15 protein-coding genes are annotated in these 16232 nt (G+C 65.4%); 3 read left to right on the top strand and 12 right to left on the bottom strand.

The genetic code is table 11. The features are described from left to right. Both VFH65_RS21410 and VFH65_RS21405 read left to right on the top strand, forming a co-directional pair. Positions 1 to 1487: amino acid permease (locus VFH65_RS21410; RefSeq protein WP_353324058.1), on the top strand; the 1487-nt coding region annotated here is incomplete at its 5' end. Continuing rightward, positions 1484 to 2374, top strand: a complete 891-nt coding sequence (locus VFH65_RS21405) for a universal stress protein (protein ID WP_353324057.1) — start codon at positions 1484 to 1486, stop codon at positions 2372 to 2374. The genes VFH65_RS21410 and VFH65_RS21405, both read left to right, overlap by 4 nt. 24 nt (positions 2375 to 2398) lie before the next feature. Here the strand turns inward: VFH65_RS21405 and VFH65_RS21400 are convergent, their stop codons facing one another. From VFH65_RS21400 to VFH65_RS21390, 3 genes are all read right to left on the bottom strand, one after another. After that, complete coding sequence (locus VFH65_RS21400; RefSeq protein ID WP_353324056.1) at positions 2399 to 3205, bottom strand: thioesterase family protein; 807 nt, start codon at positions 3203 to 3205, stop codon at positions 2399 to 2401. Positions 3206 to 3397: 192 nt separating this feature from the next. After that, the gene (locus tag VFH65_RS21395; protein ID WP_353324059.1) at positions 3398 to 3811 is read right to left on the bottom strand and encodes an STAS domain-containing protein; all 414 of its coding nucleotides are present in this window, start codon (positions 3809 to 3811) and stop codon (positions 3398 to 3400) included. Between the two features lie 92 nt (positions 3812 to 3903). Beyond that, a complete protein-coding gene (locus tag VFH65_RS21390) occupies positions 3904 to 5163 on the bottom strand; it encodes a DNA polymerase domain-containing protein (RefSeq protein WP_353324055.1) in 1260 nt (419 codons plus the stop codon). 65 nt (positions 5164 to 5228) lie between these two features. Between VFH65_RS21390 and fadD2 the strand changes: the two genes are divergently transcribed. Continuing rightward, positions 5229 to 6920, top strand: a complete 1692-nt coding sequence (gene fadD2 / locus VFH65_RS21385) for a long-chain-fatty-acid--CoA ligase FadD2 (protein ID WP_353324054.1) — start codon at positions 5229 to 5231, stop codon at positions 6918 to 6920. Between the two features lie 98 nt (positions 6921 to 7018). On the opposite strand, the gene VFH65_RS21380 is transcribed toward fadD2, so the two are convergent. The 9 genes from VFH65_RS21380 to VFH65_RS21340 all read right to left on the bottom strand — a co-directional run. Next, entirely contained in the window at positions 7019 to 7330 is a 312-nt protein-coding gene (locus VFH65_RS21380) for a hypothetical protein (RefSeq protein WP_353324053.1), read from the bottom strand. A 5-nt stretch (positions 7331 to 7335) separates the two neighbouring features. Beyond that, complete coding sequence (locus VFH65_RS21375) at positions 7336 to 7614, bottom strand: hypothetical protein (protein WP_353324052.1); 279 nt, start codon at positions 7612 to 7614, stop codon at positions 7336 to 7338. Between the two features lie 77 nt (positions 7615 to 7691). Further along, positions 7692 to 8711, bottom strand: coding sequence for an aminotransferase class IV (locus tag VFH65_RS21370; protein ID WP_353324051.1), 1020 nt, complete (start codon positions 8709 to 8711; stop codon positions 7692 to 7694). Next, positions 8711 to 10207, bottom strand: a complete 1497-nt coding sequence (locus tag VFH65_RS21365; protein WP_353324050.1) for an APC family permease — start codon at positions 10205 to 10207, stop codon at positions 8711 to 8713. Before VFH65_RS21365 ends, VFH65_RS21370 begins: the two co-directional genes overlap by 1 nt. A gap of 70 nt (positions 10208 to 10277) precedes the next feature. Continuing rightward, on the bottom strand, positions 10278 to 11291 hold the full coding sequence (locus VFH65_RS21360) for a LysR family transcriptional regulator (RefSeq protein ID WP_353324049.1): 1014 nt from the start codon (positions 11289 to 11291) through the stop codon (positions 10278 to 10280). Between the two features lie 2 nt (positions 11292 to 11293). Then, the gene (locus VFH65_RS21355) at positions 11294 to 13498 is read right to left on the bottom strand and encodes an acyl-CoA dehydrogenase (RefSeq protein ID WP_353324048.1); all 2205 of its coding nucleotides are present in this window, start codon (positions 13496 to 13498) and stop codon (positions 11294 to 11296) included. 41 nt (positions 13499 to 13539) lie between these two features. Continuing rightward, positions 13540 to 14547: a 2-hydroxyacid dehydrogenase gene (locus VFH65_RS21350; protein WP_353324047.1), complete on the bottom strand. Its 1008-nt coding sequence runs from the start codon at positions 14545 to 14547 to the stop codon at positions 13540 to 13542. After that, positions 14523 to 15665 carry an alpha/beta hydrolase gene (locus tag VFH65_RS21345; RefSeq protein WP_353324046.1) on the bottom strand — a complete coding sequence of 381 codons (1143 nt, stop codon included), beginning with the start codon at positions 15663 to 15665 and terminating at the stop codon, positions 14523 to 14525. The genes VFH65_RS21350 and VFH65_RS21345 overlap by 25 nt, the downstream gene beginning before the upstream one ends. Then, a partial coding sequence (locus tag VFH65_RS21340) for a TetR/AcrR family transcriptional regulator (protein ID WP_353324045.1) occupies positions 15662 to 16232 on the bottom strand: 571 nt, incomplete at its 5' end. The genes VFH65_RS21340 and VFH65_RS21345, both read right to left, overlap by 4 nt.

Below are 16232 nucleotides of genomic sequence, written 5' to 3'. Positions count from 1 at the left end.
GCTACTGGCTCCCCGGCATCCCGTTGTGGGTGCTGTCGCTGATCTTGATGGTGCTGATGACGGCCACCAATCTGTTCTCGGTCAAGTCCTTCGGAGAGTTCGAGTTCTGGTTCGCCGGCATCAAGGTGGCCGCGATCGTGGCGTTCATAGCTCTTGGCGGGCTCTTCGTGTTCGGCTTGTGGCCGGACAAGTCGATGGACTTCTCCAACCTGTGGGCCCACGGCGGATTCTTCCCGCTGGGTGCCGCGGCCGTCACCGTCGGTGTGGTCACGGTGATCTTCTCGATGGTCGGTGCGGAGATCGCGACGATCGCCGCTGCGGAGTCGTCGGATCCGGAGAGGGCGGTGTCCAAGGCCGCCAACTCGGTAATCACCCGTATCGCAGTATTTTTCGTCGGCTCGACGTTCCTGCTCGCAGTCATCCTGCCCTGGAACGACGAAGAAGCCGGCGCGTCCCCCTTCGTCGCCGCATTCACGGAGATGGGGATTCCGTACGCCGACCACATCATGAACGCCGTGGTGTTGACGGCGGTGCTGAGCTGCCTGAACTCCGGCATGTACACCGCGTCGCGCATGCTGTTCGTGCTCGCCGCGCGGCGGGAGGCGCCGGCGCAGCTGGTCCAGGTGACCCGCCGCGGGGTACCTGCCATCGCGATCCTCGCGTCCTCGGTGATCGGCTTCCTGTGCGTCATCGCCGCGGCGATCTCGCCGGACACCATCTTCGCGTTCCTGCTGAACTCGAGCGGCGCCGTGATCCTGTTCGTCTATCTGCTCATCGCCATCTCGCAGATCGTGCTGCGGTACCGCACCCCGGACTCGGAGCTCCGGGTCAAGATGTGGCTGTTCCCTGTGTTGTCGATCCTCACCGCCGGCGCGATCCTGGCGATCCTGATTCAGATGGGAATGCAGGGCGGTACCAACAGGGAGGCGTTGACTTTGAGCCTGTTGTCGTGGGCCGTCGTCATCGGCCTGTTCCTCGCGAACCGGTGGTACGTGAACAGCAGGCCCGTCGTCGAGGGCGCCGCGCCGTCGGAGCGCCCGCACCGCGTGCTCGTGCTGGCCAATCAGACAGTGGGATCGGCGGAGCTGCTCGACGAGCTTCGCCGTATCGGCGCGGACAAATCAGCCACCTATCACGTTGTCGTTCCTGCCAGTCCGATCGAGACCGGCACTGCCGCCACCCACGGTCCGCTCGACGTCGAGGAGGCGACCAAGGCGATCGCCCAGCAGCGGCTCGACGACACCCTGTCCATCCTTCGTTCCGAAAACCTCGACGCCGACGGCGAATTGGGTGACTACCGGCCGCTGCGCGCATTGGCCTCCGCCGTCGAGACATTCCAGCCGGATCAGATCGTGATCTCGACGCTGCCTCCCGAAGAGTCCGTGTGGCATCGTTTCGACGTCGTGGACCGGGCACGGGCCGAGCACAGTATCCCAGTGACGCATGTCGTGTCGGCGCCGGTCGGGAAGGCCGAGCCGGCGCTATGACCATCATCGCCGGATTCAGTTCGAGCCGTCAGAGCACCGCGCCCCTCAATCTGGCCGCGCAGATATCACGCTGGACCGGCGACAAGGTCGTGGCCGCGGCGATCGTGGAGCGGCCCTGGCCCGCGAAGGACGACCCGGTCGAGGGTGAGTACCTGCGGTACATCACATCTGCGGCTTCGCAGGCGATCGACAGAGTGGTCGGTCAGCTGCCAGACGACCTTGACATCCCGACGGTTGTCCACCAATCAACATCTATTCCAACGGGTTTGATGGAACTCGTCGACGCCCATGACGCAAGACTTGTTGTGGTGGGGTCGTCGTCGTCCGGACTGCTCGGTAGGGTCGCGCTGGGCAGTGTCACCGAACGGCTGGTGCACACCGCGTCGGTGCCAGTAGCGATCGCGCCGCGCGGCTACCCTCTTGGCCCCGAGCCGATCCGGAGGCTGACCGCTGCATACGGAGGAGAAGCCGACATCAACGGCCTCATCGCTGCAGCCGCCGAGCTTGCCAAGCAGTGGCCAGTGCAATTGCGGATCGTGTCGTTCACGGTGCGGCCGGTGACGATGTACAGCGGCTCGATCGAGCCCTCAGTGGAGGACCTGGTCGTTCAGCAGTGGGCCCGCAGGACCATGGACGATATCGTCAAGCAGCTCAACGACATTCGCGGCCGCATCGCGGTTCCAGACGTTGAGGTCGTGGTCGGAAGCGGCCACGACTGGCGCGAGGCCGTGGAGAGTGTCTCCTGGGAATCCGGGGACATGCTGCTACTCGGATCAGGCGCAGCCGGACAGGCGGCCCAGGTATTCCTCGGCTCGGCCGCGTCGAAGATCCTGCGCCATGCCCCCGTCCCGGTGATGATCGTCCCTAGGCATCGGGCGCAGGCATAGCTCCCGTCGCGGCGCCTTGCCAGGCTAGCGACGGCGTACCAGCTGCGCCTGCTGGATAGCGGCGACGGGTCCCTGCTCGTCGAACAGCGTGCCGATGGACACGCCGACTCCGTCGCTCCCGTAACGGGTTTCGGCCCGCACGCCGATCCACTCGCCGTCCGGGACGCGGTGGATGTGGACGACGAGGTCGGTGTTGAGAAACGTCCACTTTTCTGGTGACAGCCTGCTGCCCATGCCGTTGGCGATGTCAGCGATCGCGAAGAGGCGCTCCATCGGCGTCATCGTTTCGCCCTTGACGAGGTCCACGACCGGCCTGGCCCAGCACTCGGCGGGCACGTCGTAAAGGATGTCGTTGAGCCAGCGCCAGTCCAGGCTCTGGATATAGGTCTGATTCGCGTTGTCGTCTACGTGGCGCCGTCGTCCCTCGGATATCGGACGCAGCGGCGGGACAGCCGCGAAGACCAACTCCTCGGTGTCATGCTCCGCGAAGCGCCACGCGCCGGCCTTCGCGACCGGCCTGGGCTGGCCGTCAGGACCAGGGGCCAGCATCTCGGCGTCCAGCAGTTCGATCTTCGTGCCAGGTCGACTGACACTCGCGCGGACCCAGAGCTGATCGGTCATAGGCACCGGCCCGAGCAGATCCACGACCACCCGGCTCAGTCGACTGCCACCACGTGGCGAGCACCGCTCGAGCGCACGCACCAGCAGCGCCGATACCGGCGCGGCATTCTGCATCGTCGGTCCCCACGTGCTGATCACATGGTCGGACGCGCTGAACTTCTCGCCGAGCGCATCATCCGGGTCAAGCAGCTCGTAATAGGCGTCGGTCACCTCTGCACCTTATCGAAAGTGCAACGGGATCGCCTTCAGTAGTCGGAGGCCGGCAAACGGCCGCTTGGAGGGCGAAAGGTCAGGCCGCAATCGCTATCTGCTCGCAGTCGAACCGCGACGCTGACTTCTGCCGGCGGTGCAACAGGAAGGCCAGCCACCGAATGTCGATTAGCACGTTGTCATCTGCTCTCTTTAGGCCGTCTTCTTGGTGAGCAGCGGCAGCAACCGGCGCCGCTCGTCGATCCTGTCGGCGAAGTGGTGCAGCGCGTCGGGCACCGAGTCCGCCATTGGGAAGGTCGCGCGATCGCCGGCGTGTAGCGCGTCGATAACGGACCGACTCGCGATCAGGCACCATTCCACTCCAGCGTGGAAGCAGCCCTCGTCGAGGGTGTACAGGAGCGAAACACATTGTGACGAGAACGAATTCACACCGCTCAGGTCGAGCACAAACGGCTTCTCCGTGAGGATGAAGCGGCGCGTGTACTCCGTAACGCGATCGATGTTCACGCCGTCGACGTCACCGTTGATCGCCACCACCGTCGCCAGCTGGCGACAGAATCCCCGGATCTGGGCGCCAGCGCAGTCGAATGTCGGATTGCCGTACATCTGCTGCCTCCCCTCAAGCACCTCAACTTGTTCCCAAAGCTAATGTGAGAACTTAAGGCTGTGGGGAGTAGTAGCTAATACTTCAGTAAGGGTCAGCTGCCGCGCAGCTGTTGGGCCCCTGTGTAGTTTTCCCACGGGTTGTAATCAGCCAGCAACGGCTGTTGCGCCGGCCGTTCGCCTTCGGGCACATGCTGCAGATTGATCCGGATGCGGTACCAGATCGAACTCGGCCCCCGCATACCGTCGACGAGAACATCGGCAGGCTCTAGCTTTTCGGCTACTGACGGGTAACGTGCGCGCCACTCGTCGAGCGCGGCCATCGCCTCGTCCTTGGTCTTGGTGCGGGCGATTTCGATCAGCGGCATGCTCGATTGACGTCTGCCCGTGCCCTTCTTCGCGCCCTTAGGCGCCTTTTCCGCCGGGCCGAGCCGCTCGGCCAGCTCGAGCAGCCCATCCAGCGCGCCGGGGCGGTCGTCGATGCCCTCCCAGGGATCACCGCCGTCCTCGAACCGCTTAGGGACGGTCGCGATCGTGAATTCCTCGGGCCGGCAGTCCCGCGCTTCGTCCCAGAACAGCGGCGTGGACACCCGGGCATCCGGCGTGGCCCTCACCGAGTACGCCGAAGCGACAGTCCGGTCGAAGGCGTTCTGGTTGAAGTCGACGAAGACGCCCTCGCGCTCCTCCTTCCACCAGCGGGCCGTCGCCAATTCCGGGGCCCGGCGCTCCACCTCGCGGGCCACCGTCTGAGCCGCCAGCCGAACCTGCTTGAACGGCCAGCGTCGCTCGATCCGCGCATAGATGTGGAAACCGCGAGAACCCGATGTCTTTGGCCACGCGGTCAGCCCATGGTCCTCAAGCACCTCGCGGGCGACCAGCGCGACGTCGACGATCTGGCGCCATGTGACGCCCGGCATCGGGTCGAGGTCGACGCGCAGTTCGTCGGGATGGGCGAGATCGTCGGCGTGCACCGGGTGCGGGTTGAAGTCGACACAGCCGAGGTTGACCGCCCACACAAGTCCTGCGGCGTCGTGGATGACTGCTTCTTTGGCCGACGTGCCTGAGGCGTATTTCAGTTCGGCGACGTCGACGAAATCCGGCCGCTTCTCCGGCGCGCGCTTCTGGAAAACGGCCTCCTCGGTGATGCCCTTGACGAACCGCTTGAGCATCATCGGCCGGCCGGCGACACCGCGCAGCGCGCCGTCCGCGACGGCGAGGTAATAGCGCATCAGGTCCATCTTGGTGACACTCGGCCGTCCGTTGAAATCCGGGAAAACGACCTTGTCAGGATTGGTGATGGGCACCTGTCGACCGTCCACGTCAAGGAACGTTCCCTTCGACGGGGATCCGGCCATACCGCCATGGTAATTCCGCAGAAGTTTCCGAACGCGATGCGACGGCGGTCACATAGTGTGGGCGCATGCCGAAGCTAACTGATCTTCCGTTGCAGGCGGCGGCCAAGGCCCAGCAGCTGGCCGAACGGGGCTCCGCCGAGCTGCACTATCTGATGAAGATGTTCGGAGCCGGCGCGTTCAAACTCGAGCCGCCGCAGAACATCGCCGCCATGGTCGCCGACATCCGGCGGTGGGGCGAGTTCGGCATGATCCCCGCGCTCAACGCCCGCCGAACCCCCGAACGCACCGCGGTCATCGACGACGACGGCGAGATCACCTTCAAAGAACTCGACGACGCCGCGCACACCGTCGCCAACGGCCTGCTGGCAATGGGCGTCAAGGGTGGTGATGGGGTCGCGATCCTGGCCCGCAACCACCGGTGGTTCCTGATCTCCGTCTATGGCGCTGCCCGCACCGGAGCCCGCATCATCCTTCTCAATAGCGAGTTCTCGGGACCGCAGATCAAGGAAGTCTCCGAGCGCGAAGGCGCCAAGCTGATCATCTACGACGACGAGTACTGCGCCGCCGTTTCCAAGTCCGATCCACCGCTGGGAAAGCTGCGCGCCCTCGGCAAGAATCCCGATTCAGACGACCCGTCGGCCAGCACGGACGAGACGCTCGAAGATCTGATCTCGCGCAGCAACAACAAGCCTGCGCCGAAGGCGACGAAGCATTCGTCGATCATCATCCTGACCAGTGGGACCACCGGAACGCCCAAGGGCGCCAACCGAAGCACTCCGCCCACGCTGGCGCCGATCGGCGGCGTGCTCTCACACGTGCCGTTCAAGGCCAACGAGGTGACATCGCTGCCCGCGCCGATGTTCCACGCGCTGGGGTTCCTGCACGCCACCATCGCGATGATGCTGGGCACGACGTTGGTGTTGCGCCGCCGCTTCAAGCCGGCCAACGTGCTCGCCGACATCGAGAAGCACAAGGTGACGGCGATGGTCGTCGTGCCGGTCATGCTGTCGCGCATCCTCGACGCGCTCGAGGGGATGGAGCGCAAGCCCGACCTGTCGTCGCTGCGGATCGTGTTCGTGTCCGGTTCGCAGCTCGGCGCCGAGCTGGCGACCCGTGCGCTCAAAGAGCTTGGGCCCGTTGTCTATAACTTGTACGGGTCGACCGAGATCGCGTTCGCGACCATCGCGCGGCCCAAGGACCTTTCGATCAATCCGGCGACGGTGGGGCCTGTGGTCAAGGGCGTGAAGGTCAAGATTCTCGACGACAACGGCAACGAGCTGCCTCAGGGGGAGGTCGGCCGGATCTTCGTCGGCAACTTCTTCCCGTTCGAGGGCTACACCGGCGGCGGTCACAAACAGATCATCGACGGGCTGATGTCCTCTGGCGACGTCGGATATTTCGACGAGCACGGTCTGCTGTACGTCAGCGGCCGCGACGACGAGATGATCGTCTCCGGCGGGGAGAACGTCTTCCCCGCCGAGGTCGAAGACCTCATCAGTGGCCATCCCGACGTCGTGGAGGCCACCGCGCTGGGCGTCGAGGACAAGGAGTGGGGTCACCGGCTGCGGGCGTTCGTGGTCAAGGCCGAGGGCGCCAGCGTCGGTGAGGACGACATCAAGAGCTACGTCAAAGACCACCTGGCCCGCTACAAGGTGCCGCGCGAGGTGGTCTTCCTCGACGAGCTGCCCCGAAACCCGACGGGAAAGATTCTGAAGCGGGAGCTGCGCGAGATTTCCGTCGGCGGAGACGACGAATAGGCAGAAGTGGAATAACGCAGCGGTGCCGTACCGCGAGATCTGCATGAGCGTCGTGATTTCCGCGATCCAACAACTCTCATGCAGAAATGGGCGACGCCCTAGCTGGCCATCATCGCCGCGCCGGGAACGGACAGGCACACCAGCATCAGGGTGAGCAGGAACCAGCCTGCGCCCTGCCAGGCGACCCACGCGCCTTCGGCCTTCCATAGCCGGTAGGTCTTGACGAACGCGCCGACTCCGCCGATGAACAGGATCGCAGGCACAGCGGAGGCGATAACAACGGATTCCTTTGCGGCAAGGGCATATATCGCGAGCGCGACGCCGGCCACGGCGACCACCACACCCACATAGGTGGCCGCTGCATGAAAGGCGCCAGGACGGTCGAAGCGCTTTTCAGCGTCCTGCGTCATGCCCGTCAGGGTCCGTTGACGTACCAGGACAGGCAGCCGGGCCAGTTCTTGCACGCGATGATCGCGGCGGCATCAGGCGCCGAACCGCGGATCTTGTGCTGCGGGCCAGGAAGGGTGCAGCTAGGGACGTACGGGTTGCCGGGGACGACGCCGTTGTAGCACGGCTGAGCATGCGCTTCCGGTGCCGCGTTGCTCAGCATGACCGTCGGTGCGACGGTGAATGCGAGCGCTGCCGCCGTGGTGATCAATAGTCGAGATATGCGTCGTCCACCGGTGCTCATCATTGGTGCCAACCGTTCCCCTAGACCAACAATTCGACGGTACACCTGCGGACAAGCGAATCATTGACGCTTTCGCAGTCTCAGTAGTCGATCGCCTCGATCAGCGGTGACGGTTCGTCCATCAACGCCCAAAACCTGTCGCGCAACAGCACGGTGACAGGTCCCGGCGTCCCATCGCCCAGCGGTTCGCCATCCAGCGACACGATCGGCGTGACCCCGCCCGCGGTGGTGACCGCGATCAGTTCGTCGGCGTCGTACAACTCGCGGCTGGTGACGTCGCGCAGGGTGGCGTCGATGCCCATCTCGTCGGCCAGCTCGAACACGGTCTTGCGGGTGATGCCGGGCAGCGCATTGCGCGACGGGGATGCCATCTTGCCGTCCTTGACGATCACCACGTTGAATCCCGGGCCTTCGGCCACGCAACCGTCGGCGTCGAGCAGGATCGCGGTGCGCGCGCCTCGGTCCTTGGCCTCGAAACTGGCCGCGGTCAGATCACCCCATTGGTAGTTCTTCACGGTCGGGTCGACGGTATTGCGTCCCGCGCGGCGGACGTGCCGAGGAACGATCGCCGTGGTGCCGAAGATCTGCTCGTGCGGCGGGAACGCCCACAGGTATGGGATCGCGTAGACGTACACCTGCGACGTCAGTTTGGATAAGTCCTTCTCGCCCTTGCGTTTTCCGTAGCCACGCGTGATGGTCAGGTTGACGAACGACTCGCGCAGCTGCGACAGGCTGACACACCGCTTGGCGATGGTCGCCAGGTCGTCCTTGGTCAGATCCGTCTGCAACCGCAGCTTCGCGGCCCCGTCGAGCAGTCGGTCGATGTGGTCGCCGAGCCGAAAGATGTTGCCGTGCCAGACATGTGCAACGGTGTAGGTCAGGTCGGAGTGGCCGAATCCGGTGTCGAAGATCGAGATCCGCGCTTCCGATGCGGGTACATACTCGCCTTCGATCCACGCCACGCCGCCTGCGAACGGGCTCGCGTAATCCAGTTCGTAGTCGCTGTACTGGATCACCGATCCGGGCGGGGTGTCCTCCCGGATCGCGCCCGGTTCGACGCTGACCAGGTTGCTGGTGTTGTATTCGACGTCGGTGGTCATCAAAGTCCTTTCGTGTCAGCGTAGTTGGGGCCTGCATCGCCGCGGCGCAGCCGGGCGCGGAGGCCGGTGGCCCACCAGAGGGCGGCCACCGCGATGATTCCGAGGAAAACCCAGCCGTTGCCCGCGAACTGCGGCAGTAAGACGAGCGCCGCGGCCACGGCGGTGAACGCGATGAGGCCGACGATGTAGATCGCCATCCGCGCGCGGCCGAGGTCGAAGGTGCCGGGCTCGGCGGCCGGGATGGTGCCGCGCCGCGCCCCGACGATGACGCCGAAGGTCTGCAGCACGTAGGTCACGAAGACCGCCAGCGACGAGATGCCGAGGATGTAAGTGAATGCACGCTCACTGACCAACGCTGACAACAGCAGGATCGTAGACAGGCAGCCAAGCCCGAGCACGACGAACGTGGGGCTGCGCCGCTTAGGTGAGACGTGACGCCACACATGTGAGAACGGCAGCATGTTGTCGCGGGCCATCGAGTAGGTCAGTCGGCTCGCCACCAGGATATTGGCCAGGATGCAGGCCAACAGGTTGGTAAGCGCAACCGCCACAATGATTCTGGTGACCCCGGGGCCGACCTGCTGGCTGATGATCTCCTCGATCGGTGCGGCGGAGTTCGCCGCGACGGCGTCCGCATCGCGGATCGCCAGCACAAACACGATGTACATGAGCAACTCGATGACGATCGACGTCGCCAGCGCATAGAACATCATCCGGGGGATCACGAATCGAGCGGCCTTGGTCTCCTCGGCCACATCCGCGCCGGCCTCGACGCCGATCAACCCGAAGAACGGTCCGAGCGAAGCGGCAAGCCACGCAAGCACATACGCGCCCTCGCCCTCCGAGGTTCCGCCGGTGAACAGCACGGAGAACGGCTGATGGTTCTCGGGCGCGGAGAACGCGATGATCGCGACAAGGGCGGTCGCTCCGACGGTGATCACCAGTTCGAGGCTGACTCCGATGTTGTTGACCATGGTGGCGAACCGGACACCGTAGAGGTTGATCAGCACGCAGACCGACATCACGCCGATCGCCACCAGGATCTGCGCGGTCTGGCTCATGGACCAGCCGAAGAGCCCGCCGAGGTACCCGGACAGGATGTAGCTGACGCCGGTCATCCCACACACCCAGCCGATCAGCGCGGAGATGCCGGTGAACCAGGCGAGGTTCGATCCGTGGATCCGGCTCGCCCACTGGTAGGCATAGCCGGCCAGCGGAATCTTGGCGGTCAGGTCCGCGGCGATCGCGGCCCAGATGATGAACACCGCGCCGGCGATGAGCAGCGTCCACACGAACGGCGCGCCTGCGGTGAAGTATCCCGCGCCGAAGCCGGTGAAGACGGCGGTCGTCGCGCTGATGGTGGCGAAACCGATCGCGAACGACGCCAGCGTCCCGACGGAGCGGTCGAGTCTCTGTTTGTAGCCGAACTCGGCGAGCTTGGCATCCTCGTCGCCTATCGGCGCCGCAGGCGTGACGGGTGGAGCGGTGTCAGTCATGCAGTGAGAAAACCCTGGAAGTGGGCGTCGCGGAAGTTCCAATATCTGATGTACTGATAACCGTTCTTTATCAGTGATAGCTCGCGGGCCGCTCCACGCCCTGGCCCTCGGCGAATTCCCACTGCGTCTCCACGTGGTTCACCAGCGTCTCTGCTTGAGGGCTCACGTCCGCTGGATTCCAGACGAGTCCGATGTAGCTGGTGCGATCGCGGATCGGCACATACGCGATGCCCGGCCGGTCATAGAGTCGTGAGACGGACTCTGTGGTGAAGCTGATCCCGAGACCACGTGCGATGTAGGTGGTCTCGGCTTCATAGGTGGCGGCGACGGCGGCGATTTTGGCCGGCCGGTCCCTGGCGTCCGCGGCGATCCAGTAATCCCGCCAGCCACCGGCACTGTCAGGAGCGCACACGATGGGATCGTCGAAAAGCTCAGAGATATCCACCTCAGCACGGCCAACCAGCCGGTGGTCCCGGGGCAGGCACGCCACCCAGTCGTCTCGGTCGAGGACAAACATCCGGTGATCGGGCAGGTCGAGAGGCGACCGGGTGAGGGCGACCTCCGTGGTGCCGTCGGCCAGACCTGCAGTGGGATCGGAGAAGTCGAATTCCGTCGGCTCGACGCTGATGTCTGGATAGGCCGACTCGAAGTGGCGCACGATGCGATACAACAGATCGGCGCCCGTGCCGAGGAAGTAGCCCAGCCGAATGCGCTGACGATTGTTGCCCGACAGCGCGGCCAGGTGGTCGACGGCGGCGTCCACACCGTGCAGCGCTTCCTGCATGCGCGGCAACCACGCCCGCCCTAGCTCGGTCAGCGCCACTTCGCGGGTGGTGCGGGTGAACAGCATGACGCCGAGTTGATGCTCGAGCTGCTTGATCGCCGTCGACAGCGCGGGCTGGGTGATGAACAGTCGCTCGGCGGCGCGACGGTAGTTCAGTTCCTCGCCGAGGACGGCGAAGTACCTCAGTTGCCGCAGCGTGACATCCGCGCTCGTGGGCGTTTCCTTCCGCGATATTGCATCTAGGGCTGTGATTTTCCGTCGTTCACGACCCTGGATGCAATCTCTGCGAGAGCAACGCAACCTTACGGATCGCGGGGCAGCCCAAGCAGCCGCTCGGCGATGATGTTGAGCTGCACCTCCGATGTGCCACCGTAAATCGTTGTGGCGCGGCTGGCCAGCAGATACTCCGCCCATTTGCCTTGCAGCTCATTGGAATCGCCGATCGCGCCGTCGGTGCCGAACGAGGACACCGCGAACTCGGCGTAACCCTGGCCAGTGCGCATCGACAGCAGCTTGGAGATCGCGGCCGCGGGCATCGGGTCGCTGCCGGCCAGTGTCATCAGCGTCGAGCGCATATTGAGCACCTTGGCCGCGTGCCCCTCGGCGATCAGCCGCCCGGCGTGATTCTGACCGATCTGGTCGAAGTGGCCATCGCGAATGAACTCCACGAAGCCATCGAGGCTGGGCAGGAACGGCGGTTCGCTGCTGCCGATCGACACCCGCTCGGCGGTCAGCGTGTTACGGCTGACCTCCCAGCCGCGGTTCACCTCACCGAGCACCAGGTCGTCGGGAACGAACACGTCGTCGATGAAGACCGTGTTGAACATCGCGTTTCCGGTCAGCTCGCGCAACGGCTTCACCTCGACGCCATCGCTTTTCATATCCAGCAGGAAGTAGGTGATGCCGTTGTGTTTCGGCGCACTCGGGTCGGTGCGCGCCAGCAGCGCGCCCCATTCGGAGACCTGCGCGCCGGTGGTCCAGATCTTCTGGCCGGTGATCCGCCAGCCGCCGTCCACCTTGGTGGCTTTGGTGGTCAGGCTGGCCAGGTCGGAACCCGCGCCCGGCTCGGAAAACAGCTGACACCAGATCATCTCGCCGCGGAACGTCGGAGGCAGGAACCGCTGCTGCTGCTCGTCGGTACCGAACGCGACGATCGACGGAATGATCCAGGCGGCAATGCCCATCGCGGGGCGCCGCACCCGACCGCTGTTGAACTCCTGGGCGATGATGATCTGCTCGACGGGACCCGCGCCGCGACCCCACGGCAGCGGCAGGTGCGGCTGTACCCACCCGCCCTCTGCGATCGCTGCAGCCCGCTCCTCGCGGGGAATCGCCTTGAGCCTCTCGACTTCGTCGCGGATATCGTCACGCAGCTTCTCAGTTTCAGGATCGAGATCGATGTTCAGGGCGCGTGTTCCGGTGCTGGTTGCGACGTCGACGACCTGCTGCGGGTAGTCCGCGTGGCGGCCGAAGCAGGCGGCCAGTACCAGCGCGCGGCGATAGTAGACGCCTGCGTCGTGTTCCCAGGTGAAGCCGATGCCGCCGTGCACCTGGATGCAGTCCTGTGCGCAGCGTTGCGCGGCGGTGGGCGCCAACGTGGCTGCCACCGCGGCGGCGAACTCGAATGCGCTGTCGTCCGAACCGGTTTCACGAAACTCGTCGATGGCGCGGGCGGCGTCCCACACCGCGGCGGTGGCGCGCTCGGTGTCGGCGATCATCTCGGCGCACTTGTGTTTGATGGCCTGGAACTGGCCGATGGGACGGCCGAACTGCTCGCGGATCTTGGCGTATGCCGCCGCGGTGTCGGTGGCCCAGCGCGCGACGCCGATTGCCTCGGCCGCCAGCAGGGTCGACATCAGCGCCCGGGCCAGGGTCCGGCTCAGGTTGCTCAGCACGCGGTCGTCGCCGACCTCGACGGCATTGGCGCGCACATGGGCCAGTGGCCGCAGCGGGTCGACGCTCTTGACAGGCTCGATTTCAAGGGCGTCCGCGTCGAGCACCACCCATTCTTCGCCGCTGTCGATGGCCACCGGCAGCACCATGACCGACGCCTGCGCCGCGGCGGGCACCGCGCGCACCTCACCGCGGATGACCAGGCCAGCCGAGTCACCTTTGCCGTGCCTGGTGGCGGTCAGCCCCGAGTCGATGGCGTAGGCGGCGATGACATTGCCGGACGCCAAGTCGTTGAGCAGCTTGGCGTCGGGGTCGTGCGCGGCGATCAGCGCGCTGGCGATCGCCGAAGGAACGAACGGGCCCGGCACCGCGCCGTAGCCGAATTCGGCGATGGTGATCGCCAGCTCGAGAATTCCGAAGCCTTGTCCCCCAACGGATTCCGCCAGGTGTACACCTTGCAGACCCTGCTCCGCGGCTGCCTTCCAGTACGGCGGCGGGTTGGGGATCGGGGATTCCAGGGCTTCGTGCAGCACGTCCGACGGCGCCACCCGCGCCACCAGGGACCGCACCGAATCGGCCAGGTCGTTGTGCTCAGAAGCTATTGCAATGGGCATGCCACGTTGCCTTCCCTAATAACCGGTGGGTTGGGACCAGGCTACCCGCGCTGATTGACGACGTTGGCCAGGTCCCGGCCGTCGCGGAGGCGCCGGCAGTTGTCCACGGCTTCGGCCAGGTAGCGCCGCATGGTGTCGGCGGTGTACCAGGTCACGTGCGGGGTGAGCACGACGTTGGACAGGCTCAGCAGCGGGTTGTCCGGCGCTACCGGTTCGACGGCGAACACGTCGAGGCCGGCGGCAGCCAAGCCGCCCCGACGCAGCGCGTCGACCAGGGCCGTCTCGTCGATGATCGCGCCGCGCGACGTGTTGACCAGCACCGCATCGGGCTTCATGTTGCCCAGCGCCTCGGCGTCGAGCATGCCGGCAGTCTTGTCGGTCAGCGGCAGATGCAGGGAGACGATGTCGCTGGCTGCCAGCAGGTCGGGCAGCGTTCGCCAGCCGGGATGGCCGTCGTCGCGGGTGCTGGTGTGCAGCACCTTTTCAGGCGGAGTACCCATCGCCAGCACAATCCGTTCGACGCTCTTGGCGATGTTGCCGTACCCGATCAGCCCGACGGTGCAGCCGCCGATGTCGCGCACGGTCTCGCCGAGGCTGGGATCGGACGGCCAGCCCTTGCCTTCGCGGGTGGCCCGGTCCAGTTCGGGCAGCCGGCGCAGCGCGGCAAGCATCAGCAGCACGGTGCCCTCGGCCACCGACGGCGCGTTCGCGCCTGGCATGTTCGCCACGGCGATGCCAAGGCGCGTCGCGGTGTCGACGTCGATGGTGTTGACCCCGGCTCCCATTTTCTGCACCAGCCGCAGCTTGGGCGCCATCTGGAGGTCAGCACCTGACAGTGGCCGCAGCACGTGCCAGATCACCTCGGCATCGGGCAGCTCACGGTAGAGCGTATCGTCGTCATCTTCGGCGCAATACCGAATGTCGAGCCAATCCGTTTCTGGCGCAAGGAATTCGGTGACCTTGTCGCCCGGTCTGAAATGCGCGAGGACTCTCAGCGATGAGCGCTTGCGCGAAGAGCCGACGGCTAGCGCCACCGTTTCGCGATCCACTTGGCGATGGTATCGGCCTGCTCGCTACGCGCCCCCGGGGTGGTGAAGTAGTGGTCGGTGTCGACGGCGCACTTCGCCTTGTCCGTACTGGCCAGGGCGTCATAGATGCGCTGCGCATCCGACGGGTACACACCGGTGTCCTGATCGGCGTTGATCACCAGCGCGGGGCAGTTGATGCGGGCCAGATGAGGCTCGGCGCGGGTCTGCGCATGGCGCAGGCTCCACATGCCGATCCAGTTGCGCAGAGTGCAGGACGCGGCGATGCCGTGCGCCGACCGATTCGCCTTGACGGGGATGCCGGCGTAGCACATGTTCGGGGGCCGCCTTGTCGGTTCCAGCGCAGGATCCACCATGCGCGGATCGGCCCATGTCCGCAGCACGGTGAAGGGACGATCGGAAAAGCCTGCGGCATGTACCCGCTTGAGTTCGCCCTCGGCCCAGTCGGTGATGGAGTTGTTGCGCTCGACCTGCGCCGCGCGATAGCGCTGGACGAAGTCGGCCGAGTACGGCGGCCCGTTGTCCTCGTTGAACAGGTCAAGGTCGGGATCGCTTGCGAGCGCGTCGTTCTCGTCGACGACCGACGCGTCCATCCAGGCGGTCAGCACGTCGGGTCGGCCCAGGTGGGCGGCGCTGGCCACGTAGCCGTCGGCGGGCGGCAGATCATTGAGCCCGGCCGCGGGCCGCATGCCGGCCAGCGGCGTGACGTGATGGTCCACCGCCTGGGCCTGATAAGCGGCCATCAGCGAGCCGCCCCCGGAATTGCCGAGCAACACAATCGTTTCCACGCCCTGCACCTCGCGTAGCCAGCGCACGCCGACGCTGATGTCCACCAGGGCATGGTCGAGCAGGAAGCTGCTTTCGAATCCGCGATAGCGGGTGTTCCAACCCAGGAAGCCGATTCCGCGGGTGGCCATGTAATCGGCGAGATAGTGCTCGGAGAAGTCGATCTGATAGTGGGTGGCGATGATCGCGACCTTCGGCTTGCGCCCGACGCCGCGGTAGTAGAGGCCTTGGCAGGGATGGCCGCCGGCACCCGCTCGCCGCGCGGTGGGGGAGTCCATGCCGACGAACTCGCGGGTGACGCCGGGTGTTCCGGATGCCGGCGGTGTTTTGGTCATGACGGCCCGGCCCCCTCGTAGTAGATCGTCCGGTGGAAGATGTTGGCCAGCGTGGTGACGCAGGCTTCGTCGTCGACCGAATTGGCTGCGGAGTCCCCGGACAGCTGGGTGTAACAGAACTGGTTGAGCATCGACACCATCGCGACGGCGACGAGATGCGGGTCGTCGCCCTCACAAAAGCCGTGGTGTTGAGCGTGTTTCACCATCTCCGTGACCAAACCGATCGGCAGTGAGCAGATGTCGTTCCAGTATTCGGCGAAGTCGTCGCTGATCATGGCCATTTGCGAAACACTGATCATCTCGGCCAGCCGATGGCGGTACGTGTTCCAGTGCGCGGCCGCTGCCTCGTACGAGCGCTCCCAGTTGGTCAGCCCCGGCTTGGCGGCGGCCCGCGACCGTTCCCGGGCCTCGTCGCGGAACCGCACGGCCCACTCACGGACCATCGCCTCTTTGGAGTCGTAGTAGTTGTAGAACGACGCCGTGGACTTGCCCGCTTCGGCGGCGATATCCGAAATCGTCGTCGCCAGAATGCCCTTGCGCGCGATTACCGCCCGCGCCGCAGCGTCG

Origin of the sequence: Mycobacterium sp. (assembly GCF_035697385.1) — a bacterium.
Lineage (GTDB): Bacteria > Actinomycetota > Actinomycetes > Mycobacteriales > Mycobacteriaceae > Mycobacterium.
Note: the sequence above shows the minus strand (reverse complement) of the source record. Positions and strands in the feature narration are given on the sequence as shown.